Raw genomic sequence first — 24,799 nt, 5'->3', positions numbered from 1 at the left:
TGACGGAGCCCCTACTTGTTGTCGCTCGACGCCGTGACGGGCGTCTTGTCGTTGGGTTCGTTCGTGTTGGTGTTGTACTCGTTGCCGAGCAGACCGACCTTGCCCTGCTCCTCGAGCGAGTCGAGGTACTTCTGGTACTCGGCCGGGGTGACGACCTTCACCTGGAAGAGCATGAGCGAGTGGTACTCACCGCACAGCTCCGCGCACTTGCCCTGGTAGGTACCGAGCTTCTGCGGGATGAAGTACTCGTCGTTCGTCTTGCCCGGGAGCATGTCCTTCTTGTAGAGGAAGTCGATGATCCAGAACGAGTGGTCGACGTCGCGGGACGAGAGCTCGATGTGGACCTTCTTGCCCTTGGGCAGGTAGAGGGTCGGGAGCTGCGACTCGTCGATCGCGCCGTTGGCGTTCTCTTCTTCCTGGGCCTGGATGCCCTGGTAGTAGACGCTCTTGGACTTGTCGTCCTCGTTGATGTAGTTGAAGTCCCACGCCCAGCGCTTGCCGTAGACGTGGATCGTCGCGTCGGCGTTCTTGAACGGCTGCTCGATCGCGGCCTGGTCCTTGGCGGTGAAGGCGAAGAAGCCGAGCACGAGGATCAGCGGCACGATCGTGTAGAAGATCTCGAGCGGCATGTTGTAGCGCATCTGCACCGGCAGGCCGGTCTGGCCCTTGCGGCGGCGGTAGACGATCGCTGCCCAGATGATGAGGCCCCACACGATCAGACCGACCGCGAGCAGCACGACCCAGCTGGTGGTCCACAGGCCGACGATGCGGCTCGTGTGGTTGGTGACGTCCTTCGTCTCCTCCGTGCCGGGGAGCCATCCGTTCAGCTGCTGCTGCGTGCAACCAGCCAGTGCGATGACCAGACCGACGGCCACCGGGACGGCCGCCCAACGTATACGGCGATTCGAACGCACTGTTACCTCTCGGAAGAACGTGAAACCGGAGCAGGCCGCGACGTGAAGGTCGCGCATGGCTCGCTCCCAGCTTGGTTGGAACACTCCTAGCTTACTCGCAGCTCGGGACCGCTCGCGCACACGCGACACACCTCGGGCCGCGATCCGCACTCCGTCCGGGCGGGTTTTCCCTGGTCGTGCGGGATGCCAGGCCCGGGAACGAACGAGCGGGGAGCGACCGTGTCGGTCACTCCCCGCTCGTGTCGGCTCGACGGAGATCAGTGGAAGCTGTCACCGCACGCGCAGCTGCCCTGCGCGTTGGGGTTGTCGATGGTGAAGCCTTGCTTCTGGATGGTGTCCTCGAAGTCGATCGAGGCGCCGTCGAGGTACGGGACGCTCATCTTGTCGACGACGACCTCGACGCCGTCGCCGAACTCGGCCGTGGCGTCGCCGTCGAGCAGGCGCTCGTCGAAGTAGAGCTGGTAGATCAGGCCGGAGCACCCGCCGGGCTGGACGGCGAGGCGCAGGCGGAGGTCGTCGCGGCCTTCCTGTTCGAGGAGGCTCGCCACCTTCGCCGCGGCCGCGTCGCTGAGCAGGACGCCGTGCGACGGCGCCTCGGTCGTCGGTGCGTGGTCGGTGATGGTGTCGCTCATCCGCGCGTCTCCCTCCGTGCGGTGTCGTTCACCGCGCTTGGACCGATTGTAAGCACCGTCAGCCGCGAGTCGCGAGACGCGCGAGCAGGATCGTCTCCGATGCGATGGCGCGGTGCAGGACGCCGAGGTGCTGCGACTCGTTCGGGCTGTGCGCGCGGGTGTCCGGGTCCTCGACGCCGGTCACGAGGATCTGCGCCTCCGGGAACTGGGCGGCGAGGTCCGAGACGAACGGGATCGAGCCGCCGATGCCCTGCTCGACGGGCGACTCGCCCCAGCCCTCGGCCATCGCGGTCCGCGCTTCCTGGACGGCCCAACCGGCGGTGTCCACGAGGAACCCGTCGCCGGCGTCCGGCTCGCTGATCTCCATCCGGGCGCCGAACGGCACGTGCGCCCGCAGGTGCCGCTCGACCGCGGCGTACGCGTCCGTCGCGGCCTGCCCCGGCGCGACCCGCACCGAGACCCGGGCGGAGACCGTCGGCAGCAGGGTGTTCGACGCGTTCGCGACGCTCGGGACGTCCATGCCCGTCACGGTGATCGACGGCTGGAACCACATCCGCGAGAGCACGTCGCCACGGCCGACCGGACGCACGCCCGGGAGCAGTGCCGCGTCGCCGGCGAGCTGCTCCTCGGTGCGCTCGGGCACGTCGGCCTCGTACGAGGAGAGGCCCTCGACAGCGACGGCGCCGTCGTCGTCGTGCAGCGAGGCGAGCAGGCGGACCATCGGGATCATGGCGTCCGGCGCCGCTCCCCCGAACATGCCGCTGTGGCTCGCGTGCTCGAGGGTCGTCAGGGTCAGCTTGAAGGTGACGTTGCCGCGCAGGGAGACGGTGATCGACGGGACCTCGGTCGACCAGTTGTCGCTGTCCGCGACGACGATGACGTCGGCGGCGAGGTGCTCCTGCTGCTCGCGGAGGAACGTGCGGAACGACCGGGAGCCGAACTCCTCCTCGCCCTCGATGAACAGGACCACGCCGAGCTCCAGGTCGTCGCCGAACTGCGCGTGCAGCGCCCGGAGCGACGCGATGTGGGTCATCACGCCGGCCTTGTCGTCCGAGGCACCGCGGCCGTACAGGCGGTCGCCACGCAGCGTCGGCTCGAAGGGCGGGGTCTCCCAGAGCGCGTCGTCGCCCTGCGGCTGGACGTCGTGGTGGGCGTAGAGCATCACGGTCGGCTTGCCGTTGCGGGCCGGGCGGACCGCGAGGACCGCGGGCTGACCGAGCTCGTGCGGGTCCGCGTCACTGATCGCCGACCGGATGATCTCGACCTGGTCGTCCGCGAAGACGCCGGTGCTCCGGGCCAAGTCCGCCACGGCACGGGCGCTCGCGAGCACGTTCGACTCGTCGTACGCCGACCACGACACCGACGGGATCCGCACCAGGTCGGACAGGTCGGCGATCGTCGAGGGCAGCGAACCCTGCACGTGTTCGCGGAGGGCGTCGAGGAGTGCGGGGTCGGTGGCGGCGGCGTGCTGGTCGGTGTCGGTCATGTCCCGTAATCTAGAGGACGATCCAGCACGCAGACCGCAGTCAGGAACGCATCGTGGCGAAGGCAGCCCCCAAGACCAACACGACCGTCAACCCGTCCGAGGCCGAGCTCCTCGAACAGGGGAAGGGCCGTCCGACGCCGACCCGTCGTGAGCGCGAGGCGGCGAACCGCCGTCCCATCGTCGGCGGCTCCGCCGAGGACAAGAAGGCGGCTCGTGCACGACTCACGAACGAGCGCGAGAAGGCCCGCGTCGGCATGGCCAACGGCGAGGAGCGCTACCTCCCCGCGAAGGACAAGGGCGAGCAGCGCAAGTTCGTGCGCGACTGGATCGACGCCCGCTGGAACGTCGGCGAGATCATGATGCCGGTGCTCGTGCTGTTCCTCATCGTCGGGTTCGCCGCGTCGCAGACCGTGATCGCGTCGTACTCGCTGCTGCTCGTGTGGGCGTTCGTGGCGCTCTTCGTGCTCGACTGCATCGTGCTCTGGCTGTCGTTCCGCAAGAAGCTGACGGCCAAGTTCGGCTCGATGCAGCGCGGGACGTTCCTCTACATCCTCACGCGGGCGTGGCAGCTGCGCTTCCTGCGCCTGCCGAAGCCGCAGGTCAGGCGCGGGCAGTACCCCACCGTCTGATCGCTCCCCATCGCAGCGCCGTCCGGTCCGCCGGGCGGCGCTGCGTCGTTCCCGGCGCGCGGCCCGACCCCCGCCGGCCCCGCTGGCCCCGCCGGCCCCGCCGTCCCTGCCGTCCCCGCCGTCCCCGGCGGCCCCGCCGAGCGGGCAGTATCCGTCACGCTCGCGGGCTCCGCACGGCACATTCCGCCCGCTCGCCGAACGCGAGCGGCGCGTCGCGCCCACTCGCCGGCCCGCCCGCCGACCGCCCACCGGACGGGAGGCGCTGTGCGGGCCCGACCCGCGCCTCCAGTCCGTCAGGTGCTCGACGCGGCCATGCGACCCGCCCGGTACGCATGGCCGAGGTCGCAGGAAGTGCCGCTCCGCGGCGCGTGCGACGGCGCATTGCGCGACCTCGCCACAGCACACGCGGCGTGTCGTGCGACCTCGACGACGGACACCCGGACCCGACGACGGACACGCAGACCCGGACGCGCGACCCTGACCGGTCACGACTCGCCGCGTACGACTCCCCGAGCGGGCAGAACGCACCGCCACGACGCGTCGAGCGTGACGTACTTCGCCCGCTCGACGACGCGCACGCGACGCCAGCGCGCCCGCTCGACGACGCGCACGCGACGTCAGCGCGCCGCGCGCCCCAACCGCCGCCGCCGGAGCCGGTTGATCCGCGTCGCCCAGGTCGGCCCCTCGTAGAGGAACGCCGTGTAGCCCTGCACCAGGGTCGCCCCGGCGTCGATGCGGTCCTGCACGTCCTGCTCGGTCGTGACGCCGCCGACCGCGATCACGCAGAAGTCCGACGGCACCGCGGCCCGGACCCGCCGCAGGACCTCGAGCGACCGAGCCGCGACCGGCGCGCCGGACAGTCCCCCGGCACCCATCGCCTCGACGTCCGCCGCCGGCGTGCGGAGTCCCGAGCGGGAGATCGTGGTGTTGTTCGCGATGACACCGGCCAGCCCGAGGGAGACGGCGAGCCCGGCGATCGCGTCGATCTGCTCGTCCGTGAGGTCCGGCGCGATCTTCACCAGCACAGGCACCTTGCCGGCGGCGTCGCGCACGGCGGTGAGCAGCGGTCGGAGCTGGTCGAGCTCCTGCAGACCGCGCAGCCCGGGCGTGTTCGGCGAGCTGACGTTGACCGCGAGGTAGTCCGCGAACGGCGCGAGCCTGCGCGTCGACTCGAGGTAGTCGTCGACGGCGTCCTCGACGGCGACGACCCGGCTCTTGCCGATGTTCACGCCGATGACGGGCCGCCCGGGGTTGCGGCGGGCACGCTCCAACCGACGTGCTGCTGCGGCGGCACCGTGGTTGTTGAAGCCCATGCGGTTGATGAGGGCGCGGTCGGGGATGAGCCGGAAGAGCCGCGGGCGCTCGTTGCCGGGCTGCGGCTTGGCGGTGATGGTGCCGACCTCGACGTGCCCGAACCCGAGGACACCGAGTCCGGCGATCCCCCGGGCGTCCTTGTCGAACCCGGCGGCCAGACCGAAGCGGGACGGGAAGTGGATCCCCATCGTCGTCACGCCGTCGGCGGCGGAGGGCCGCGAGTAGCGCTCGACGAGCCGTCCGACGACGGGCACGTGCGGCAGCCACTTGATCACCGCGAACGCGATGTGGTGCGCCCGCTCGGGGTCCATGTTGGCGAACACCGAGCGGAACACGACGGAGTACCCGCCGCGGACGATCCGTTCCGCGATGCCGCTCACGCGCCGGCCCCGGCCGGGGACGATCCGGCGACCGGGTCGGCCGCGCCGTGGTGGTCGCGGCGGAGATGGCCGATGGCGTCCTCGAAGTCCTCGAGCGAGTCGAAGGCCTGGTAGACGCTGGCGAACCGGAGGTAGGCGACCTCGTCGAGTTCGCGGAGCGGCGCGAGGATCGCGAGCCCGATGTCGTTCGCGTCGATCTGGCTCGACCCCGATGACCGCACGGTCTCCTCGACGCGCTGCGCGAGGATCGCCAGGTCGCCGTCGGTCACCGGGCGTCCCTGGCAGGCCTTGCGCACGCCGGACACGATCTTGTCGCGGCTGAACGGCTCGGTCACCCCGTTGCGCTTCACCACGTTGAGCGAAGCGGTCTCGGTGGTCGAGAAACGGCGGCCGCAGTTCGGGCACTGACGACGGCGACGGATGGAGGTTCCGTCGTCGCTCGTCCGGGAGTCGACGACGCGGGAGTCCGGGTGGCGGCAGAAGGGGCAGAACATGTCGACCCCAGGCTACCGGTTCGTGCGCTCCGTCACGGCGGCGCCGTGCGCGGGGAGCTGCTCCTCGGTCGCGAGGGCGACGATGTGCGGCGCGACCTCGGCCAGGGCCTCGGGCGAGTAGCGGATGACCTGCTGCGGGCGGAGGAACGTCGACGCGGACAGCCCGGAGCCGAAGCGCGCCTGCCCGCCGGTCGGCAGGACGTGGTTCGACCCGGCCAGGTAGTCGCCGAGGCTGACCGGCGTGCTCGGCCCGACGAACACCGCGCCCGCGGCGTCGATGTCGGCGAGGACCGCGTCGTCGTCGGTGGTCTGGATCTCGAGGTGCTCCGGTCCGTAGGCGTTGCTCACGGTCGCCGCGTCGGCGAGCGAGTCCACGAGCACGATCGCGGACTGCGGTCCGTCCAGGGCGACCTGGAGGCGCGACGCGGTCCCGACACGCGCAGCACGTTCCGGGATGGCCGCCTCCACCGCGTCGGCGAACGCCGCCGACGTCGTCACCAGCACGCTGCCGGCCTGCTCGTCGTGCTCGGCCTGGCTGATGAGGTCGGCGGCCACGTACCCGGGGTCCGCGGTGTCGTCGGCGATCACGAGGATCTCCGTCGCGCCGGCCTCGGCGTCGATGCCGACGACACCGCGCACGAGGCGCTTGGCCGCTGCGACGTAGTTGTTGCCGGGACCCGTGACGAGGTCGACGGGCTCGAGGCCGATCGACGGGACGCCGTACGCCAGCGCACCGACGGCTCCGGCGCCGCCCATGGCGTAGACCTCGTCGATGCCGAGCAGGCCGGCCGCCGCGAGGATCGTCGGGTGCACCGCTCCCCCGTGGTCACGCTGCGGGGGCGACACGAGCGCGATCGACCGCACGCCGGCGACCTGGGCGGGGACGACGTTCATGACGACGCTCGACGGGTACACCGCCTTGCCACCGGGCACGTAGAGGCCCACGCGGCGCATCGGCTGCCAGCGCTGGTGCACCTCGGCGCCGTCGGCCAGGGTGGTCACGGACGCGGCGGGAACCTGGGCCGCACTCGCTGCCCGGACGCGGCGGATGGCCTCGTCGAGCGCTTCCCGGAGCTCGGGCGTGAGGCCGGCGACGGCCGCGGCGATCTCGGCAGCGGGGACCCGCACGTGCTCGGGCGCTCCCCCGTCGAACCGTTCGGCCTGGTCGTGCAGCGCCGACGCCCCGTGCTCGCGGACGGCGTCGACGAGCTCGCGGGCGGCGTCCACCGCGTGCGAGACGTCACCGGCGGCGCGCGGCATGAGTCGGAGGAGTTCGGCACGGGCGGGGAGGCCACCACGGAGGTCGATTCGCTGCATCATCAGGTGGTCAAGCCTACCGAGCGCGGACGGGAGGTCGGTGGCGGGCCGGCACCGCGCCTCCTGGCCGGCGCTGACGGGGCCCGGGGCCCGCGTCGTCAGGCCAGCGCGTCGACGACAGGGCGGTGTCGGGCGGCGGCTGCCGCGTCCCAGGCGCCGAGCAGGTGGAGCGTCGCGATGCGGAACGCGAGCGCGCGGACGAGCAGTTGGTCCCACTCCGCGACGTCGGCACCGAGTGCGCCGAGCTGCGTGACCGGGACGCCGTGCCAGCACACGGCGTCCACTGCGGCGACGGCCGCGCCGAACCCGGCAGGTCGCCAGGACGGCGGCCAGTCGATGACCGCGGGGACGGCGGGGACGGCGGGGACGGCGGCATCGGCGGCATCGGCGAAGAGGACGTTGCCGAGCAGGTCGCCGTGGACGAGCTGCGACGGCGTTCGGACGGGCCGGAAGGCCGCGGCGAGGCGGTCGAGCGTGGGCTCGTCCGGCAGGCGTGCTTCTCCCCAGGCCATCCGGTCGGCGCGGCCCCACGGGTCCTCGGGGCGCGGCGCGGACGGGGCGAGGAACGCGGGGCGATCGAGGTGTGCGATCGCTCGGTGGAAGGCGTTCCCGACGCGGATGACGTCGGCGACCCGGGTCTCGTCGGCGCGGCCGGGGAGCCACTCCCACGCCTCCCATGCGCCGGCGCGCCAGGGGCCGTCGACCGTCCGGACGGGTCGAGGTGTGCGGAACGTCGAGGTGTGCGCCAGCTCGGCGAGGACGCCCGCCCGCCAGTCCGTCACCGTCGCGCCGTCGTGCGGTCGGAGGACGACGTCGCCGGCGCGCCAGGTCAGCCCGCGCCCGCCCGCGAGCCGTTCGAGCCGCTGGTCGCCCACGCCGAAGGCACGCAGGGTGCCGGCGTCCGGACCGCCCGCCACGGTGTTCACGCGGTCCGGAGCACCTTCGACATCGGACGGCCATTCGCGACCTCGTCGACGAGCTTGTCCAGGTACCGGATCTGCCGCATGAGCGGGTCGTCGAGTTCCTCGATCCGGACGCCGCAGATCACGCCGGTGATGAGCGGTGCGTTGGGATGGAGGTGCGCAGCCGCGAAGAAGTCCTCGAACGTGGTCTCGTCGGCGAGGTGCTGCTCGAGCGCGGCGTCGTCGAACCCCGTGAGCCACTCGATCACCGCGTCGAGCTCGGCCTTGGTGTGCCCCTTGCGCTCCACCTTCGCGAGGTAGTGCGGGTACACCGCCGCGAACGGCGTGCCGAAGATGCGGTGCCCGGCCATCGTCAGACCAGGCAGCGCGGCCCGAGCAGGCTCTTCAGCTCGCCGAAGAGGTCGGGCGTCAGGTTCACCGGGAACGGCAGCTCGAACGTGCGCGCGACGTCGTCCTTGATGAGCTTCAACCGGACCTCGGTCTCGCCGCTGTGCCGACCGAGGACGGCGGCGAGTTCGGTCACCGTCGTGGTCGTCGCCTGCCGCTCGGGCAGGCTCAGCGTGAGCGGGCCGGACCCCATGGCGTCGCCGACGTTCGGCTGGAACATGCTCACCGCGTGCAGGGCCTTGCCGTCGTCGCGCACGTTGACACGGCCGCGCAGGACCACGATCGAGTCGGCGACGAGCGACGGCCCGAACTCCTGGTAGGTCTTGCCCAGGAACATCACGCCGATCTGGCCGCCGAAGTCCTCGATGTCGACGATGCCGTACGGGTTGCCGCTGGACTTCGCCACCCGGTGCTGCACGCTCGTCAGGAGCCCCGCGACGGTGACCGTCTCACCCTCGACCGAGTCGTCGGCCGCGATGAGGTCGGCGATGGTGATCGACTGGTGCTTCGCCAGCTCGATCTCGAGCCCGGCGAGCGGGTGGTCGGAGACGTACAGGCCGAGCATGTCCCGTTCGAACGCGAGCTTGTCGCGCTTGGACCACTCCGGACGGTCGGGCACCTGGGACACGACGGCGGCCGACGGCTGTTCCTCGGCGACCTCGGCGAAGAGCGAGTCGAAGTCGAACCCGACGTTGCCGTGGGCCTCGTCGCGCTTGACCTTCACCGCACCTTCGACGGCGCCCTCGTGGATCTCGACGAGTGCACGGCGGGAATCGCCGAACTCGTCGAACGCACCGGCCTTGATGAGCGACTCGACCGTCCGCTTGTTCGCCGACGAGATCGGGATCTTGCGGAGGAAGTCGTGGAAGGACTCGAACGCGCCCTTCTCGGTGCGGGCCTGGACGATGTCGTCGACGACGTTGAAGCCGACGTTGCGGATCGCGCCCATGCCGAAACGGATGTCCTCGCCGACGGCGGCGAAGAAGCCGATCGACTCGTTGACGTCCGGCGGCATGACCTTGATGCCCATCCGGCGGCACTCGTTGAGGTACAGCGCGAGCTTGTCGCGGGCGTCGCCGACGCTCGTCAGCAGGGCCGCCATGTACTCGGCCGGGTAGTGCGCCTTGAGGTACGCGGTCCAGAACGACACCACGCCGTACGCCGCCGAGTGCGCCTTGTTGAACGCGTAGTCGGAGAACGGCAGCAGGATGTCCCAGAGGGTCTTGATGGCAGCGGCCGAGTAGCCGTTGTCCTGCATACCCTTCTCGAAGCCGGCGTACTGCTTGTCCAGCTCGGACTTCTTCTTCTTGCCCATCGCGCGGCGGAGGATGTCCGCTTGGCCGAGGGAGAACCCGGCCACCTTCTGCGCGATGGCCATGACCTGCTCCTGGTAGATGATCAGGCCGTAGGTCGTGCCGATGATGTCCTGCAGGGGCTCCTCGAGCTCCGGGTGGATCGGCGTGATCGGCTGCTCGCCGTTCTTGCGGAGCGCGTAGTTCGTGTGCGAGTTCGCACCCATGGGGCCCGGACGGTACAGGGCGATGAGCGCGGAGATGTCCTCGAAGTTGTCGGGCTTCATCAGGCGCAGCAGCCCACGCATCGGTCCGCCGTCGAGCTGGAACACACCGAGGGTGTCGCCACGCTGCAGGAGCGCGTACGCCTCGGGGTCCTCGAGCCCCATGTTCTCGAGGTCGAGCTCGATCCCACGGTTCGTCTTGATGTTGTCGAGGGCGTCACTGATGATCGTGAGGTTGCGGAGCCCCAGGAAGTCCATCTTGATCAGGCCGAGCGACTCCGCTGCCGGGTAGTCGAACTGCGTGACGATCTGGCCGTCCTGCTCGCGCTTCATCACGGGGATGATGTCGATCAGCGGGTCGCTCGACATGATGACGCCGGCGGCGTGCACGCCCCACTGGCGCTTCAGCCCCTCGAGCCCGAGGGCGGTGTCGAACACCGTCTTCGCCTCGGGGTCGGTCTCGACGACCGTGCGGACGTCGACTGCCTCCTTGTAGCGCGGGTGGTCCTTGTCGAAGATCCCGGTGAGCGGGATGTCCTTGCCCATCACGGGCGGCGGCATCGCCTTGGTGAGCTTCTCGCCCATGCCGAACGGGAAGCCCAGGACACGCGAGGAGTCCTTGAGCGCCTGCTTCGCCTTGATCGTGCCGTACGTGACGATCTGCGCGACGCGCGCCGACCCGTACTTCTCGGTGACGTACTTGATCGCCTCACCGCGGCGCCGGTCGTCGAAGTCGACGTCGAAGTCGGGCATCGAGACGCGGTCCGGGTTGAGGAAGCGCTCGAAGATCAGGCCGTGCCGGATCGGGTCGAGGTCGGTGATGCGCATCGCGTACGCCACCATCGAGCCGGCACCGGAACCACGGCCGGGACCGACGCGGATGCCGTTGTTCTTCGACCAGTTGATGAAGTCGGCGACGACGAGGAAGTACCCCGGGAAGCCCATCTGGTTGATGATGCCGACCTCGTAGTCGGCGCGTTCCTGGACCTCGCGCGTGATGCCGTCGGGGTACCGGTACTCGAGGCCCTTCGCCACCTCTTTCTCGAACCACGAGTGCTCGGTCTCCCCCTCGGGCACGGGGAACTTCGGCATGTAGTTGGCCGCGGTGTCGAACTCGACGTTGCACCGCTCGGCGATGAGCAGCGTGTTGTCGCAGGCCTCGGGGTTGTCGCGGAAGAGGTGCCGCATCTGCTGCGGGGTCTTCAGGTAGAACTCGTCGGCGTCGAACTTGAAGCGGTTCGGGTCGTTCAGGGTCGAGCCGGACTGCACGCACAGCAGGGCCGCGTGCGACTTGGCGTCGTGCGAATGCGTGTAGTGCAGGTCGTTCGTGCCGACCAGCGGGATGTCGAGGTCCTTCGCCAGCCGGATCAGGTCGCTCATGATCCGACGTTCGATCTCGAGCCCGTGGTCCATGACCTCGGCGAAGTAGTTCTCCTTGCCGAAGATGTCGCGGTAGTCCGCCGCGGCCTTGACGGCTTCGTCGTACTGGCCGAGCCGCAGCCGGGTCTGGATCTCCCCCGAGGGGCAGCCCGTCGTGGCGATGATGCCCTCGTGGTACTCCTCGAGCAGCTCGATGTCCATGCGGGGCTTGAAGTAGTACCCCTCGATCGACGCCTTGCTCGAGAGCCGGAACAGGTTGTGCATGCCCGTCGTGTTCTCGGCGAACATCGTCATGTGCGTGTACGCGCCGGAGCCGGACACGTCGTCCCCGCCGCCGTCGCCCCAGCGCACACGGGTCTTGTCGGTCCGGTGGGTGCGCGGCGTGATGTACGCCTCGGTCCCGATGATCGGCTTGACGCCGCCGGCCTTGGCGGCCTTCCAGAACTCGAACGCGCCGAACATGTTGCCGTGGTCGGTCACGGCAACGGCGGGCATGCCCTGCGCAGCGGTCTCGGCTACGAGGTCGCCGAGCCTGGCGGCGCCGTCGAGCATCGAGTACTCACTGTGCACGTGCAGGTGGACGAAGGAGTCGGAATCCGACACGGAACCTCCGGTTCGCGGGAGCTGCTGCGGTCTGGGAACAGCCTAACCGCGACCGGGGACAAACCCGGGCGCGTCCTCCGCCGGACGGGAGGCGCGGTGCGGGCCCGACCCGCGCCTCCCGCCCGGCAGGGGGTCGCGCCACGCGCGGGGCGCGACGTCGAGGGCGCGCAACACGCCGCGCGCGTGCCGTCGAGAGCGCACGAAGTGCCGCTCCGCAGCCCCGAGAGCGGCAGATTTCGCGACCTCGGCGGGCGCGGCCGGGCGCGTCGAGACGGATGGGAGGCGCGGTGCGGGGCCGACCCGCGCCTCCCGTCCGTCAGGGGGTCGCGGCACGCGCGGGGCGCGGCGCCGAGGGCGCGCAACACGCCGCGCGCGTGCCGTCGAGAGCGCACGAAGTGCCGCTCCGCGGCGCCGAGAGCGACCGATTTCGCGATCTCGGCGGGCACGGCCGGGCGCGTCGAGACGGACGGGAGGCGCGGTGCGGGCCCGACCCGCGCCTCCCGTCCGGCAGGCGGTCGCGCCACGCGCGGGTCGCGCCGTCGAGGGCGCGCAACACGCCGCGCGCGTCCCGCCGAGAGCGCACGAAGTGTCGCTCCGCAGCGCCGAGTGCGGCACTTCGTGCGACCTCGGCCGGCCGCGCCCGCCGCCCACGCCGAGCGGGCGGGACACGCCGCGCGCGCGGCGCCGAGCGGGCGGGATCGGCCGCCTGGGCGCGCCGAGCGGGACGGAACGTGCCCGCTCGCGGGCCAGGCACGCGCCCGGCGCGCGCCCGGCGCGCGCCCGGCGCGCGGCCTATGCGGCGCGGATGCGGTCCAGCGCCCGCTGCAGGTCGTCGGGGTACTCCGCCGAGTACGACACCCACGACCCCGTGCGCGGGTGCTCGAACCCGAGCCGGACGGCGTCGAGCCACTGCCGCGTGAGCCCGAGCTCCTCGGCGAGCACCGGGTCGGCTCCGTACATCGTGTCGCCCACGAGCGGGTGCCGGGTCGCCGCCATGTGCACCCGGATCTGGTGCGTCCGACCGGTCTCGAGGTGCACCTCGAGCAGGGTCGCGGAGCGGAACGCCTCGAGGGTCTCGTAGTGCGTCACGCTCGGCTTGCCGTCGGCCGTGACCGCGAACTTCCAGTCGCTCGAGGGGTGTCGACCGATGGGCGCGTCGATCGTGCCGGAGGTCGGGTCGGGGTGCCCCTGCGCGAGCGCGTGGTAGACCTTCTCGACCGTGCGGTCCTTGAACGCGCGCTTGAGGTGCGTGTACGCCAGCTCGGTCTTGGCCACGACCATCAGTCCCGAGGTGCCGACGTCGAGCCGGTGCACGATGCCCGCGCGTTCGGCGGCACCGGAGGTGGCGATCGTGAAGCCGGCCGCGGCGAGGCCACCGGGGACCGTCGGCCCGTCCCAGCCGGGCGAGGGGTGTGCGGCGACGCCGATCGGCTTGTCCACCACGACGATGTCGTCGTCGTCGTGCACGACCGTCATGCCGGGGACCTCGACCGGGATGATCCGGGGGGCTTCCTTCGGCGTCCACTCGACCTGCAGCCAGGAGTCGGCGTGCAACCGGTCGGACTTGTCCACGGTGACCCCGTCGACGGTCACGCCGCCGGCCGAGACGACCTCGGCAGCGAAGGAACGGCTGAACCCGAGGAGCTTCGCGATGGCGGCGTCGACACGCTCACCGGCGAGCCCGTCCGGGACCGGCAGGGAACGGCTCTCGGTCACGTCGCGTCGTGCCCGAGGGTGTCCCGCCCGTCACGCGGCGCGCGCGGGTCCTCGACCAGGGGCCGGGAGGCGCGGTGCTCGTCCGCCTCGGAGGCGTCCGACTGCGCACGCGCCGCGTCCACCGCGCGCTGCTGCTTCGCGGAGAGGGCACGGGTGCCGTCGAGGTTCACCCCGAGGATCACCAGCAGGACGAAGACCACCATGCTGATGCAGATGAACGAGTCGGCGATGTTGTAGATCGCGGGCATCATCCACGGGGTCGAGATGAAGTCCACCACGTGGCCGCGACCGAAGCCTGGCTCACGGAAGAGCCGGTCGAGCAGGTTGCCGAGCGCCCCGCCGAGCAGCATTCCGAGCACGAGTGCCCACCACATCGACCGGATCCGCCGGGCGAACACGATGATCGCGACCACGACGGCGGTCGAGACGATCGAGAACACCCACGTCATGTTCACCGCGAACGAGAACGCGGCGCCGGGGTTCCGGACGTAGAGCAGCTGCAGGGCGTTCCCGAGGACCGGGACGACGGTGCCGTACGGCAGGTTGGCGACGACGAGCGCCTTCACGCCCTGGTCGAGCGCCACCACGACGACAGCGGCGAAGGCCAGTGCCGCGATCGCGCGGACACTGACCTTAGCTCGTGATGCTGGTCGCGACAACGTCAGTTGCCGAAGCCCTGCGCCGATGCCGGCGCCGGGGTGAGCCCGGACTGCTCGGTGCCCGAGCCGTCCAGCTCGTTGAGCTGACCCTGGATGTAGCTCTTGAGCTGTGCACGGTAGTCACGCTCGAACGTGCGGAGCTCGTCGATCTTGCCCTCGAGCTGGCGCTGCTCCTGCTCGAGCACCGCGACACGCTGACGGTTCGTGTTCTCGGTGTCGGCGATGATCTGGCGCTGCTTGGCCTCGGCCTCGGAGACGAGGCGGGCGGCCTGCGCGGTGCCCTCGGCGATGAGCGCGTCGCGCTTCTCGACGCCTTCGCGGACGTGCTCCTCGTGGAGACGACGTGCGAGCGTCAGGAGGTTCGTGGTGCCCTCGGTGTCCTCGTCGGCCGGGACCGTGGTGGCCGGCGCGGCGGCGGCGACCGGAGCGGGCTCCGGCGCGGCTGCCACGGGGGCGGGCTCCGGCTCGGGCTCGGGGGTCGGAGCGGACTGCTCGGCCTCGGCCGGCTTCGGCGCGGACTCGGCCGTCTGCAGACGCTGGCGGAGCTCGTCGTTCTCGGCCGTCAGGCGACGGAGCTCGACGACGACCTCGTCGAGGAAGTCGTCGACCTCGTCCTGGTCGTAGCCCTCGCGGAACTTCGTCGGCTGGAACCGCTTGTTGACTACGTCTTCCGGCGTCAAAGCCATTGCCGTCACCTCAATAGAACTGCTGAACGTGTGGAACCGTCTCGGTGCGACCGAATCTACCAGTCGCGCCGAACGGTGCGGATGCCACGCCGGGGCGAGCATCGGATCCCGACCACCGTACACCGATGGTGGCCGTGAACCGTGACCACGCACTGGGCGTGGCGCGTGTCGTGTCCTCTTAGTTGGCGAACACGGGGATGAGCAGGGCGATCACGAACCGGATGATGATCGCCAGGAGGAGCACGATCGTCCAGCCGAAGTCGAGCGCCACGGGGCCCATGCGCATCGGCGGGAGGACCCGGCGGACCGCCCGGATCGGCGGGTCCGTCACGGTGTAGACCACGTCGGCGACGACAAGGAGTGCTCCGCGCGGCCGCCAGGACCGGTTGAACTGCTGGACGATGTCGAGGACGAACCGCCCCCACAGCACGAGGATGTACAGCAGGAGGAGGTAGTACAGGATCGTGAGGATCGCGGTCACGATGGGGCTCGCTCAGCTCGGGTGCGGACCGTCATGCGACGAGCCGCACGGGGCGGGTGGGCCTGAGGAACTCAGGACTGGGCGAAGAAGGACGCCTCGATGTCGGACTCTACCTCAGGCGCCTCACCGCTCACCGCGACGTGCGCCGGCGACAGCAGGAACACCTTGTTGGTGACGCGCTCGATCTTGCCGTAGAGGCCGAGCGACAGCCCGGAGGCGAAGTCGATCATGCGGCGGGCGTCGGCCTCGGTCATCTGCGAGAGGTTGATGATGACGGGGATGCCGTCGCGGAAGCTCTCGGCGATGGACTGGGCGTCCTTGTACTCGCGGGGGTGGACGGTGAGGATCTCGTTCATTTCCTGGACCGGTGCTGCCTTCTGTGCGGACGTGTGCGAGCGGCGGAGCGGGGTGACCTGGGCGCCGCGCTGGTGGGTGTGCGCCTTGGGCTCGGCGGCGACGGGCGCCACCGGTGCCGCGGCGGGCGCGGGGGTCTCGTCGGCGACCGGAGCGGGCGCGGGGGCAGGGGCCGGAGCGGACTGCTGCCGCGCGGGCTGCTGCTGCGGCTGCTCGTCCTCGTACTCGAGTTCCTCGTCGGCGAGGCCCAGGTAGACCATCGTCTTCTTCAGCGGGTTGGCCATGGTTCCTCCGGAGGTCGGTGCTCGTGGATGCCCTTGCAACGAGGCTAGGGCGCGACCGGCCGATTTCCCGTGATTGCGGTCCCGATCCGCAGGTGTGTCGCGCCCTCGAGCACGGCGTCGGCGTAGTCACCGCTCATCCCGGCCGAGATGTCCGTCGCGGCGGGGGCGAGGGACACCACGCGCTCGGAGACCCCACGGAGCCGGGCGAAGGCCGCGCGCGGCTCCTCGTCGAGCGGTGCGACGGCCATCACCCCGCGGAGCCGGATCGTGCCGGTCGCGAGCACCCGCGACACCATGGCCTCGACGGCGTCGGGTCGGACGCCACCGCGGTCGGGGTCGTCGGTCAGGTTGACCTGCACGAAGCCGTCGATCACCGGCGGTTCGGGTTCGGCTTCGGTCGGCGCGAACGCGTCCACCACGGACTCGCGGTCGAGCGACTGCACGACGTGTGCGTACCGCCGGACCTGTCGGGCCTTCTTCGACTGCAGCTGTCCGACGAAGTGCCAGGTCAGCGGGAGGTCGGCGAGCTCGGCGGCCTTCGCCTGCGCCTCCTGGTGCCGGTTCTCCCCCACGTCGGTGACGCCGAGCGCGGCGAGGTCGCGGACGAGCGACGCCGGGTGGAACTTCGTGACGACGACGAGCGTGAGCTCGTCGGCCGAGCGCCCTGCGGCGCGCGCCGCATCGGAGATGCCGCTCCTGACGGACGCGAGACGCGCCTCCAGTCCGTCGTCTGCTGACGGGGACGGGAGGCGCGGGTCGTCTGACAACGCTCGTTACTTCAGGAAGTCGGGGACGTCGAGCTCGTCGTCATCGTCGTCGAACGCCGGGTCGGCGGCACGCTGCGCGGGCGCCTCGTGCTCCTGCGACGCCCACGACGGAGCCGACGAGGACGAGTCCTCGATCGCGCCGGTCGCACCGGCGGACGCCACGGGGACCGTCGCGCCGGCCTCGGGGTCGACCCAGCTGGAGCGGCGCTCCTTCTGCTGCGAGGTGGGCTCGCCGCCGTCGAAGCCCGCGGCGATGACGGTCACGCGGACCTCGTCGCCGAGCGTGTCGTCGATGACGGCACCGAAGATGATGTTCGCCTCGGGGTGGACTGCCTCTTGCACGAGACGGGCCGCGTCGTTGATCTCGAAGATGCCGAGGTTCGAACCACCCTGGATCGAGAGCAGCACGCCGTGCGCACCGTCGATCGAGGCCTCGAGCAGCGGGCTCGCGACGGCCAGTTCGGCCGCCTTGATCGCCCGGTCGGCACCCCGCGAGGAACCGATGCCCATGAGCGCGGAACCCGCACCCTGCATGACGGACTTCACGTCGGCGAAGTCGAGGTTGATCAGGCCGGGCGTGGTGATGAGGTCGGTGATGCCCTGGACGCCGGCGAGGAGCACCTGGTCGGCCGTGGCGAACGCCTCGACCATCGAGATGCCGCGGTCGCTGATCTCGAGCAGGCGGTCGTTCGGCACGACGATGAGCGTGTCGACCTCGTCCTTGAGGCCGGCGACACCGTTCTCGGCCTGCGACTGACGACGCTTGCCCTCGAAGCTGAACGGCTTCGTGACGACACCGATGGTGAGCGCGCCGATCGACTTCGCGATGCGGGCGACCACGGGCGCACCACCCGTGCCGGTCCCACCACCCTCACCGGCGGTGACGAAGACCATGTCGGCACCGGCGAGGGCCTCTTCGATCTCCTCGGCGTGGTCCTCGGCGGCACGACGGCCGACCTCGGGGTCCGCTCCGGCGCCGAGGCCGCGGGTGATCTCGCGGCCCACGTCGAGCTTGACGTCGGCGTCGCTCAGGAGCAGCGCCTGCGCGTCGGTGTTGATCGCGATGAACTCCACCCCGCGGAGGCCGAGCTCGATCATCCGGTTGACGGCGTTCACGCCGCCGCCGCCGACGCCGACGACCTTGATGACGGCGAGGTAGTTGTGGTTCGTGGTCACGTCAGTCAGGCCTCCGGTCGAACCCTCAACCTCTACTTGAAGTTCAGGGGCATTGCTGGTAGATGTGGTGCTGGCTTCGACGCTACGGGTGCGCTCCGGGCACTGTCGCCCCGCCACGCCGCGTGTCGCGCGATTCCGCGACGACTTCCGCTACTTCTTCGCGCGGATGATGCCGTTGTCCGGAGCGCTGACGTCGTACTCGACGACGACGCCGGGGTTCCGCGCCGCGTGGTCCTTCACGAGGGCCGCGAGCAGGGCCGCCTTCGCGTCCGACTGCTCCGGGTTCCCCCAGACGACGCTCGAGCCGTCCTTGAGGGTGAGCGTGACGTCGTCGGCGGTCGAGCCCTTCACGCTCGTCACCTGCTGACGGACGGTCGACGGGAGCGCGAGCACGACCTCGGTCATCGTGCGGAACTCCGACGAGCCGAGCTTCGCGTTGCCGATGTCGGCGACGGGCATGTTCGCGGGCTGCTTCGGCGACGACTGCACGACGATGCCGGCCGGGTCGACCAGGTCGAAGGACTTCCCCGACCGCACCGCGACGACCGGGGTGCGCTCGGTCACGGTGACCACGAGGGTGTGCGGCGGGGCCTCCTCCGTCACGTAGCTCTCGATGAGCGGGAAGCCGGCGATGTCCTTCTTGATGGCGTCGAAGTCGAGCCGGGCCAGCGGGGTGCCGATCTGGTCGGAGAGCGCCTGGCGGAGCTGGGTCTCGTCGACGCGGTTCGTCCCCTTGACCTCGATGGTCTGGAGCGCCATCAACGGCGAGAACACCGCGACGAGGATCGAGATCCCGAACACGAGGACGATGCTCGCGGCGGTGATCCAGGCGGCGCGGCGGTGCCGGCTGCGTCGGGTGAAGCGGCGGACCTCGGCGCGCTCGAGGAGGCGACGACGGCGCTTGGCCACCCGGGCCTCCCGCGCGGTCTCGGCAGCGCGGACGCCGGCGCCGATCGGGCGCTGGTGGCCGTCCTCGTCCGGGCCGTGCAGGTCGGTCAGGTGGGCGAGCCGCTCGGCGTCGCGGCGCTCGGTCTCCTGCCGCTCCCGGGCGAGGCGCTCGGCCTCGGGGTCGTGGTGGTCCTCGTCGGGGGTGTACTCGCGCAGCCGGCCGGCGACGGACGACAGTCCGGCGCCGAGGCGACGGCCGGCGGCGCCGGCGAGGGCACCAGCGCGGTCGCGAGCCGACCCGTTCGACGTGTCGGCGGCGGTGGGGTCTGCCGTCTCGACGACCGGTTCCTCGGCGGCTGACTCGAGCCGCGCCTCCTGGACCACCGGCTCGGGCTCGCGGGACGGACGCCGCGGGATCAGCGGGGCACGACGCTGCCGGGGCGCGCCCGCGCCGTCGGCAGGTGCGTCCGGACGGGCCGGCCGCTCGTCGAACCCCTCGGGACGCTTCACCGGGACAGCGCCCCGTCGTCGTGGAGGGCGCTGAGCACCTGCGGGATGATGCGGTACACGTCGCCGCAGCTCAGGGTCATGATGATGTCGCCGTCGCGCGCGACCGCGGCCGCGCGCGCCGAGGCCTCGTCCCAGTCGGGCAGGAACTCGACGCGGGACTGGTCGGCGAAGCGCTCCTGCACGAGGGCGCCGGTGACGCCGGGCTCCGGGTCCTCGCGGGCGCCGTAGACGTCGAGGACGACGGTGTGGTCGGCGAGCTCCTCGTAGACCTTGGCGAAGTCACCGGCCATCAGGCGCGTCCGCGAGTACAGGTGCGGCTGGTGGATCGCGATGATCCGGCCGTCGCCCACGACGTTCCGTGCGGCCTTGAGCGCCGCCGCCACCTCGGTCGGGTGGTGCGCGTAGTCGTCGTAGACCGAGACCCCGCGCTCGACGCCGTGCAGCTCGAAGCGCCGCTGGGTCCCGCCGAAGGCCTCGATGCCACGGATCGCGTCCTCGGCGGCGACGCCGAGTCCGGTCAGGACGGCGAAGGCGCCGACCGCGTTGATCGCGTTGTGGCGGCCGGGGACCCGGAGCGTCAGGTGGTGCGCCTCGCCCGAGGCGCGGAAGTCGACCTCGACCCCGGCGGACTCGGTGATCCCCTCGATCCGGACGTCGGCGTCGACGGCCTCGCCGAAGGTGACGATCTCGGGGGCGTCCTCGCGGGCACGGATCCCGGCCGTGACCGCCTTCGCGCCGGCGTCGTCGCTCGAGATCACGACGCGCTCGCTCGCCTTCGCGGCGAACTCGACGAAGGCCTCGGTGAAGGCCTCCTCGCTGCCGTAGTGGTCGAGGTGGTCGGCGTCGACGTTCGTGATGAGGGCGACCGCGACGTCGTAGAGCAGGAACGAGCCGTCGGACTCGTCGGCCTCGACGACGAACAGGTCGCTCGAGCCGGGCGCCGAGCTCGTGCCGAGGGACTGGATGACCCCGCCGTTGACGAAGCTCGGGTCCAGGCCGAGCTCGACGAGCGCGGTGACGATCATGCCGGTCGAGGTGGTCTTGCCGTGCGCGCCGGCGACCGCGACGAGGCGGTGCTCGGCGATGAGGGCGGCGAGGGCCTGCGACCGGTGCAGGACCGGCAGGCCGCGGCGCTGGGCCTCGAGGAGTTCCGGGTTGTCCGGCCAGAGCGCGCTCGTGACGACGATGGTGTCCGCGTCGCCGACGTTCGCGGCGTCGTGGCCGATGTGCACCTCGGCACCGAGGTCACGCATGGTGCCGGTGGTGGCGGTCTCGCGGGAGTCGCTGCCGGTCACGCGGTGGCCGGCGGCGAGGAAGAGCCGGGCGATGCCGCTCATGCCGGAGCCGCCGATGCCGACGAAGTGGACCGTGCCGAGGTCATCGGGGATCGGCTGCGTCAGGTCCGGCTTGATGGTCATCGTTCCTCCGTGGTGCTGTCGTGCGCGTCGCGCGTCGCATCGGTCGCGCGCTTCGCGGCGTCGAGGACGAGGTCCGTCATGCGGTCGGCGCCGTCGCGGTGTCCGACGCTGCCGGCACGGACGGTCATGTCGGCGATGCGGGCCCGGTCCTGCAGGGTGTTCAGCAGCTGGAACGTCACCCAGTCCTCGTCGAATTCCGCGTCGGCCACGAGGACCGCTCCCCCGGCGTCGACGACGTCCTTCGCGTTGTGCCGCTGCTCGCCGTTGCCGACAGGGTACGGCACGAGGACGCTCGGCAGCCCGACGGCGGTCAGCTCGCAGACCATGCCGGCGCCCGCGCGCGAGACCACGAAGTCGCTCGCGGCGTACGCCAGGTCCATCCGGTCGCAGTAGGGCAGCACGTGGTAGCCGTCGAGGTCGCTCGGGCCGATGTCGGACTTCCCGCCGACGACGTGCAGGACCTGCCAGCCGGCACCGACGATCGTCGCGGCGCTCCGGTTCACGGTGCGGTTGATGCTCCGCGCGCCGGAGGACCCGCCCGTGACGAGCAGGACCGGTCGCGCGGGGTCGAGCCCGAACTCGGCGAGGCCCTCTGCGCGGCTCGCACGACGGTCGAGCGACTCGATCTCGCGCCGGAGCGGCATGCCGACGACCCGGCCGTGGCGGAGCCGCGTGTTCGAGAAGGTCACGCCCACGTGGTCGGTGAGGAACGCTGCCAGGCGGTTCGCCAGGCCGGGCTTGGCGTTCTGCTCGTGCACGACGATCGGGGTGCCGGTACGGCGTGCGGCGATGTACGCCGGTGCGGCCGCGTAGCCCCCGACACCGAGGACGACGTCGACCTCGCGCTCGCGGATGATCTGCTCGACCCGACGGACGGCGCCGAGGAACCCGCCGGGGAAGCGCAGCGCGGCGGCGTTCGGCTTGCGCGGGAACGGCAGGCGCGGGATCGTCAGCAGCTCGTACCCGCGCATCGGGACGAGCCGGGACTCGAGGCCCTCTGCGGTGCCGAGGACGAGGACCTCGGCGTCGGGCTCGCGCTCGGTCAGCCGGTCGGCGACCGCGAGCAGCGGGTTCACGTGGCCGGCGGTGCCGCCGCCCGCGAAGAGGTACGTGTTCACCGGAGGGTTCCGTTCGTGGTGGTGCGGCCGACGCTGTTCCTGCCCGGGAGGTCGCTCTTGCCCGGGAGGTCGCGCGCGAAGGACAGGACGACGCCGATGGCGACGAGGGTCATGATCAGCGCGGAGCCACCGGCCGAGATGAGTGGGAGGGGGACGCCGAGGACCGGCAGGAGGCCGAGGACCACGGCGATGTTGACGAGCGCCTGGCCGATGATCCACGCGAGCACGCCACCGGTGACGGTCTTCACGAAGGGGTCGTTCGACTGGCGGATGATCTTGATCATGCCGACCGCGAGGACCACGAACAGGGCGAGCACGACGACGGCGCCGACGAGCCCGAGCTCCTCGCCGATGATCGCGAAGATGTAGTCGTTGTCGGCCTCCGGGAGCCACGACCACTTCGCCTTGGAGTTGCCGAGACCCACCCCGAAGACGCCGCCGGAGGCCAGCGCCCACATGCCGTGGGTCGGCTGCCAGCAGAGGTCCTGGTACTGGCTCGTGTCGGTGCAGCCGGAGAGCCAAGCGCTGATGCGGTGCGACCGGGAGCTCGACGCCATCGTGACGAACGGCAGCAGCACGGCCAGGCCGAGCACCCCGACGAGCAGGTGCTTCGCCCGGGCGCCGCCGACGTAGAGCGCGCCGAACACCAGGATGAGCATGATCATCGCGGTGCCCTGGTCGCCGCCGACGAGGACGAGGCCGATCGACCCGAGCGACGCGATGCCGATCGGGATGAAGACCTCTTTCCAGTCGTCGAGCTTCTCCCGCTTGACGTACATGATCGCGCCGATGCCCAGCACGAGCGCGAGCTTGAGGATCTCGGACGGCTGCGCGGTGAACGACCCGAGGCGGATCCAGTTCCGGTTGCCCTGGATCGAGTAGCCGAGCGGGGTCAGGACGACGAGCGCCTGCACGACGAGGCCGACCCCGACGATCCACATCGCCCACTTCCGCCAGAACCGCGCGGGCAGGCGGGAGGCGATGAGCATGAGCGGGACACCGAGCACGGCGTAGAGGCCCTGGCGGGAGGCCGCGCCGAAGAAGTCGTGCGTCGCGGCGTACTGCTCCACGCTCGACGAGGACAGCACCATGACCACGCCGAAGACGACGAGGAAGAGCGTGACGCCCAGGATCGTGTAGAAGGTGCTCGACTCGGCGACGAAGACGTTCTTGACGGCGACGACCGCCCCGTTGTGGCGGCGTGCGGGTGCGTGCGGTCGGCCGGGGGCCGCTCCGCCGCTACGGCCGCTCGGGAGATCCGTCGTCGCCATCGGCGTTTCCTCCCAGGTGCTCGTGGACCGCCGCCGCGAATCGACGCCCCCGGTCCGCGTAGGAGCCGAACTGGTCGAACGACGCCGCAGCCGGGGCGAGGAGGACCGTGTCGCCCGGCCTCGCGACCGATGCGGCATGCCGGACCGCCTCGGGCATGACCTGATCAGTGTCCGCTGCCTCGACCTGCAGCACCGGCACCCCGGGCGCGTGTCGCGCGAATGCCTCGAGCACGGGACCGCGATCGGTCCCGATCACGACGACGCCGCGGACGTCCGGCCCGAAGCGCTCGACGAGTCCGTCGATGTCGACGCCCTTGAACAGGCCCCCGACGATCCAGACCACCTTGTCGAACGCCGCGAGCGACGCCGTGGCTGCGTGCGGGTTCGTCGCCTTCGAGTCGTCCACCCAGGTGACGCCCTCGGCGGAGGCCACCAGCTCGGTGCGGTGGTGGTCGGCGCGGAAGCCCTGCACGGCGGTGCGGATCGCGCTCGGCTGCACGGAGGCCGCACGGGCGAGTGCGGCCGCGGCGAGGACGTTCATCGTCATGTGCGGGCTGGCGAGCCCGGCGGCCTCGAGGTCGGCGACGGTCGCGAGCTCGAGCGCGCTGTTCCGTCGGTCGTCGGTGAAGGCCCGGTCGCAGAGGACGTCCTCGACCACCCCGACGTCGCCGGGCGCGGGGATCCCCGGGCCGAAGCCCACGGCACGGCACCCCTCGACGACGTCGGCGTCCTCGACCATGTGCCGGGTGACGTCGTCCGTGGTGTTGTACACGCAGGCGAGGACCGTGCGCTCGTAGACCTTGGCCTTCGCGGCCCGGTAGGCCTCGGCGGAGCCGTGCCACTCGAGGTGGTCGTCCGCGATGTTCAGGCAGGCGCTGGCGAGGGGCACCACGGCACCGTCGCCGGTCGTCGGCATGTAGTGCAGCTGGTGGCTGGAGAGTTCGACGACGAGGACGTCGTAGCCGTCAGGATCGCGCACGACGTCGAGGACGGGCACGCCGATGTTGCCGCACGCCACCGCGCGGAGCCCGCCGGCCTCGAACATCGCGGTCGCGAGCTGCGTCGTGGTGGTCTTGCCGTTCGTGCCCGTGATGGTCACCCAGGGCGCAGCGATGGGGCCGCGCACGACCTTGTCACGGACACGCCAGGCGAGCTCGATGTCACCCCACACGACGCTGTTCGCCACGGCCCACTGCACGGTCGCGTTGTGCGGCGGCAGGCCCGGCGACACGACGACGACGTCCGGCGCCTGGGCCTCGAGGGCGGCGGGGACCGAGTCGAGGGGCACCTGCACGAACTGCGCACCGATCACGTCGAGCAGCTCCACGCTGTCCGACGGGGCGTCGGTCGAGTAGACCGTCACCGCGCTGCCGAGCTCGACGAGGGTGTCGGCGACCGAGAACCCGGTGGCGCCGAGGCCGAGCACGGCGACGTTCAGCCCCGTCCAGCCCTCGGCGTACCAGCTGTCCAGGGACTCCAGGCGGGACGAGGACACG

The 24,799-nt window shown here is 71.1% G+C and carries 22 protein-coding genes; 1 reads left to right on the top strand and 21 read right to left on the bottom strand.

The genetic code is table 11. The features are described 5' to 3' along the window. Positions 1-11 precede the first annotated feature (11 nt). From coxB to ACIPKM_RS12390, 3 genes are all read right to left on the bottom strand, one after another. Positions 12-914 carry a cytochrome c oxidase subunit II gene (gene coxB, locus ACIPKM_RS12400; protein ID WP_070418664.1) on the bottom strand — a complete coding sequence of 301 codons (903 nt, stop codon included), beginning with the start codon at positions 912-914 and terminating at the stop codon, positions 12-14. 257 nt (positions 915-1,171) lie between these two features. After that, on the bottom strand, positions 1,172-1,546 hold the full coding sequence (locus ACIPKM_RS12395; RefSeq protein ID WP_092387612.1) for an iron-sulfur cluster assembly accessory protein: 375 nt from the start codon (positions 1,544-1,546) through the stop codon (positions 1,172-1,174). Positions 1,547-1,604: 58 nt separating this feature from the next. Then, complete coding sequence (locus ACIPKM_RS12390; RefSeq protein WP_402736827.1) at positions 1,605-3,032, bottom strand: dipeptidase; 1,428 nt, start codon at positions 3,030-3,032, stop codon at positions 1,605-1,607. Positions 3,033-3,085: 53 nt separating this feature from the next. On the opposite strand from ACIPKM_RS12390, the gene ACIPKM_RS12385 reads away from it, so the two are divergent. Further along, a complete protein-coding gene (locus tag ACIPKM_RS12385) occupies positions 3,086-3,661 on the top strand; it encodes a DUF3043 domain-containing protein (RefSeq protein WP_071294805.1) in 576 nt (191 codons plus the stop codon). A gap of 617 nt (positions 3,662-4,278) precedes the next feature. On the opposite strand, the gene ACIPKM_RS12380 is transcribed toward ACIPKM_RS12385, so the two are convergent. The 18 genes from ACIPKM_RS12380 to murD all read right to left on the bottom strand — a co-directional run bounded on the left by ACIPKM_RS12380 (position 4,279) and on the right by murD (position 24,798). Continuing rightward, positions 4,279-5,355 (bottom strand): quinone-dependent dihydroorotate dehydrogenase, encoded by a 1,077-nt coding sequence (locus ACIPKM_RS12380; RefSeq protein ID WP_308061608.1) that lies wholly within the window; start codon positions 5,353-5,355, stop codon positions 4,279-4,281. Then, complete coding sequence (nrdR, locus tag ACIPKM_RS12375; RefSeq protein ID WP_402736826.1) at positions 5,352-5,849, bottom strand: transcriptional regulator NrdR; 498 nt, start codon at positions 5,847-5,849, stop codon at positions 5,352-5,354. Before nrdR ends, ACIPKM_RS12380 begins: the two co-directional genes overlap by 4 nt. 12 nt (positions 5,850-5,861) lie before the next feature. Continuing rightward, positions 5,862-7,169 carry a histidinol dehydrogenase gene (hisD, locus tag ACIPKM_RS12370; RefSeq protein ID WP_261647544.1) on the bottom strand — a complete coding sequence of 436 codons (1,308 nt, stop codon included), beginning with the start codon at positions 7,167-7,169 and terminating at the stop codon, positions 5,862-5,864. 95 nt (positions 7,170-7,264) lie between these two features. Then, complete coding sequence (locus ACIPKM_RS12365; protein WP_402736825.1) at positions 7,265-8,092, bottom strand: hypothetical protein; 828 nt, start codon at positions 8,090-8,092, stop codon at positions 7,265-7,267. After that, a complete protein-coding gene (locus tag ACIPKM_RS12360) occupies positions 8,089-8,439 on the bottom strand; it encodes a DUF2200 domain-containing protein (protein WP_336697065.1) in 351 nt (116 codons plus the stop codon). The genes ACIPKM_RS12365 and ACIPKM_RS12360 overlap by 4 nt, the downstream gene beginning before the upstream one ends. Before the next feature lie 2 nt (positions 8,440-8,441). Then, positions 8,442-11,924, bottom strand: coding sequence for a DNA polymerase III subunit alpha (gene dnaE, locus ACIPKM_RS12355; RefSeq protein ID WP_070419540.1), 3,483 nt, complete (start codon positions 11,922-11,924; stop codon positions 8,442-8,444). An 843-nt stretch (positions 11,925-12,767) separates the two neighbouring features. Beyond that, positions 12,768-13,691, bottom strand: coding sequence for an RluA family pseudouridine synthase (locus tag ACIPKM_RS12350; protein ID WP_092387622.1), 924 nt, complete (start codon positions 13,689-13,691; stop codon positions 12,768-12,770). After that, complete coding sequence (gene lspA / locus ACIPKM_RS12345) at positions 13,688-14,350, bottom strand: signal peptidase II (RefSeq protein WP_254789629.1); 663 nt, start codon at positions 14,348-14,350, stop codon at positions 13,688-13,690. Before lspA ends, ACIPKM_RS12350 begins: the two co-directional genes overlap by 4 nt. Before the next feature lie 2 nt (positions 14,351-14,352). Beyond that, a complete protein-coding gene (locus ACIPKM_RS12340) occupies positions 14,353-15,036 on the bottom strand; it encodes a DivIVA domain-containing protein (RefSeq protein ID WP_070418658.1) in 684 nt (227 codons plus the stop codon). Positions 15,037-15,214: 178 nt separating this feature from the next. Continuing rightward, on the bottom strand, positions 15,215-15,517 hold the full coding sequence (locus tag ACIPKM_RS12335; RefSeq protein ID WP_083295315.1) for a YggT family protein: 303 nt from the start codon (positions 15,515-15,517) through the stop codon (positions 15,215-15,217). Positions 15,518-15,588: 71 nt separating this feature from the next. After that, the gene (locus ACIPKM_RS12330; RefSeq protein ID WP_070418656.1) at positions 15,589-16,155 is read right to left on the bottom strand and encodes a cell division protein SepF; all 567 of its coding nucleotides are present in this window, start codon (positions 16,153-16,155) and stop codon (positions 15,589-15,591) included. A gap of 44 nt (positions 16,156-16,199) precedes the next feature. Further along, positions 16,200-16,922 carry a YggS family pyridoxal phosphate-dependent enzyme gene (locus tag ACIPKM_RS12325; RefSeq protein ID WP_083403219.1) on the bottom strand — a complete coding sequence of 241 codons (723 nt, stop codon included), beginning with the start codon at positions 16,920-16,922 and terminating at the stop codon, positions 16,200-16,202. A 6-nt stretch (positions 16,923-16,928) separates the two neighbouring features. Beyond that, a complete protein-coding gene (gene ftsZ, locus ACIPKM_RS12320; protein ID WP_070418655.1) occupies positions 16,929-18,098 on the bottom strand; it encodes a cell division protein FtsZ in 1,170 nt (389 codons plus the stop codon). A 150-nt stretch (positions 18,099-18,248) separates the two neighbouring features. After that, positions 18,249-19,496, bottom strand: coding sequence for an FtsQ-type POTRA domain-containing protein (locus ACIPKM_RS12315; protein WP_402736824.1), 1,248 nt, complete (start codon positions 19,494-19,496; stop codon positions 18,249-18,251). After that, positions 19,493-20,914 carry a UDP-N-acetylmuramate--L-alanine ligase gene (gene murC / locus ACIPKM_RS12310; protein ID WP_402736823.1) on the bottom strand — a complete coding sequence of 474 codons (1,422 nt, stop codon included), beginning with the start codon at positions 20,912-20,914 and terminating at the stop codon, positions 19,493-19,495. Before murC ends, ACIPKM_RS12315 begins: the two co-directional genes overlap by 4 nt. Further along, on the bottom strand, positions 20,911-22,032 hold the full coding sequence (gene murG, locus ACIPKM_RS12305; protein ID WP_402736822.1) for an undecaprenyldiphospho-muramoylpentapeptide beta-N-acetylglucosaminyltransferase: 1,122 nt from the start codon (positions 22,030-22,032) through the stop codon (positions 20,911-20,913). Before murG ends, murC begins: the two co-directional genes overlap by 4 nt. Further along, complete coding sequence (gene ftsW, locus ACIPKM_RS12300) at positions 22,029-23,303, bottom strand: putative lipid II flippase FtsW (RefSeq protein WP_070418652.1); 1,275 nt, start codon at positions 23,301-23,303, stop codon at positions 22,029-22,031. The genes murG and ftsW overlap by 4 nt, the downstream gene beginning before the upstream one ends. Continuing rightward, the gene (gene murD / locus ACIPKM_RS12295; protein ID WP_175475727.1) at positions 23,272-24,798 is read right to left on the bottom strand and encodes a UDP-N-acetylmuramoyl-L-alanine--D-glutamate ligase; all 1,527 of its coding nucleotides are present in this window, start codon (positions 24,796-24,798) and stop codon (positions 23,272-23,274) included. Before murD ends, ftsW begins: the two co-directional genes overlap by 32 nt. Position 24,799: the final 1 nt, after the last annotated feature.

The organism is Curtobacterium sp. NPDC086286 (assembly GCF_044746255.1).
Lineage (GTDB): Bacteria > Actinomycetota > Actinomycetes > Actinomycetales > Microbacteriaceae > Curtobacterium.
Note: the sequence above shows the minus strand (reverse complement) of the source record. Positions and strands in the feature narration are given on the sequence as shown.

What these genes read in the sequence shown, in the direction of transcription:
- ACIPKM_RS12395 (WP_092387612.1), bottom strand. Translation starts at nt 1,546, where the DNA reads ATGAGCGACACCATCACCGACCACGCACCGACGACCGAGGCGCCGTCG.
- ACIPKM_RS12390 (WP_402736827.1), bottom strand. Translation starts at nt 3,032, where the DNA reads ATGACCGACACCGACCAGCACGCCGCCGCCACCGACCCCGCACTCCTC.
- nrdR (WP_402736826.1), bottom strand. Translation starts at nt 5,849, where the DNA reads ATGTTCTGCCCCTTCTGCCGCCACCCGGACTCCCGCGTCGTCGACTCC.
- hisD (WP_261647544.1), bottom strand. Translation starts at nt 7,169, where the DNA reads ATGATGCAGCGAATCGACCTCCGTGGTGGCCTCCCCGCCCGTGCCGAA.
- ACIPKM_RS12360 (WP_336697065.1), bottom strand. Translation starts at nt 8,439, where the DNA reads ATGGCCGGGCACCGCATCTTCGGCACGCCGTTCGCGGCGGTGTACCCG.
- dnaE (WP_070419540.1), bottom strand. Translation starts at nt 11,924, where the DNA reads ATGCTCGACGGCGCCGCCAGGCTCGGCGACCTCGTAGCCGAGACCGCT.
- ACIPKM_RS12340 (WP_070418658.1), bottom strand. Translation starts at nt 15,036, where the DNA reads ATGGCTTTGACGCCGGAAGACGTAGTCAACAAGCGGTTCCAGCCGACG.
- ACIPKM_RS12330 (WP_070418656.1), bottom strand. Translation starts at nt 16,155, where the DNA reads ATGGCCAACCCGCTGAAGAAGACGATGGTCTACCTGGGCCTCGCCGAC.
- murC (WP_402736823.1), bottom strand. Translation starts at nt 20,914, where the DNA reads ATGACCATCAAGCCGGACCTGACGCAGCCGATCCCCGATGACCTCGGC.
- ftsW (WP_070418652.1), bottom strand. Translation starts at nt 23,303, where the DNA reads ATGGCGACGACGGATCTCCCGAGCGGCCGTAGCGGCGGAGCGGCCCCC.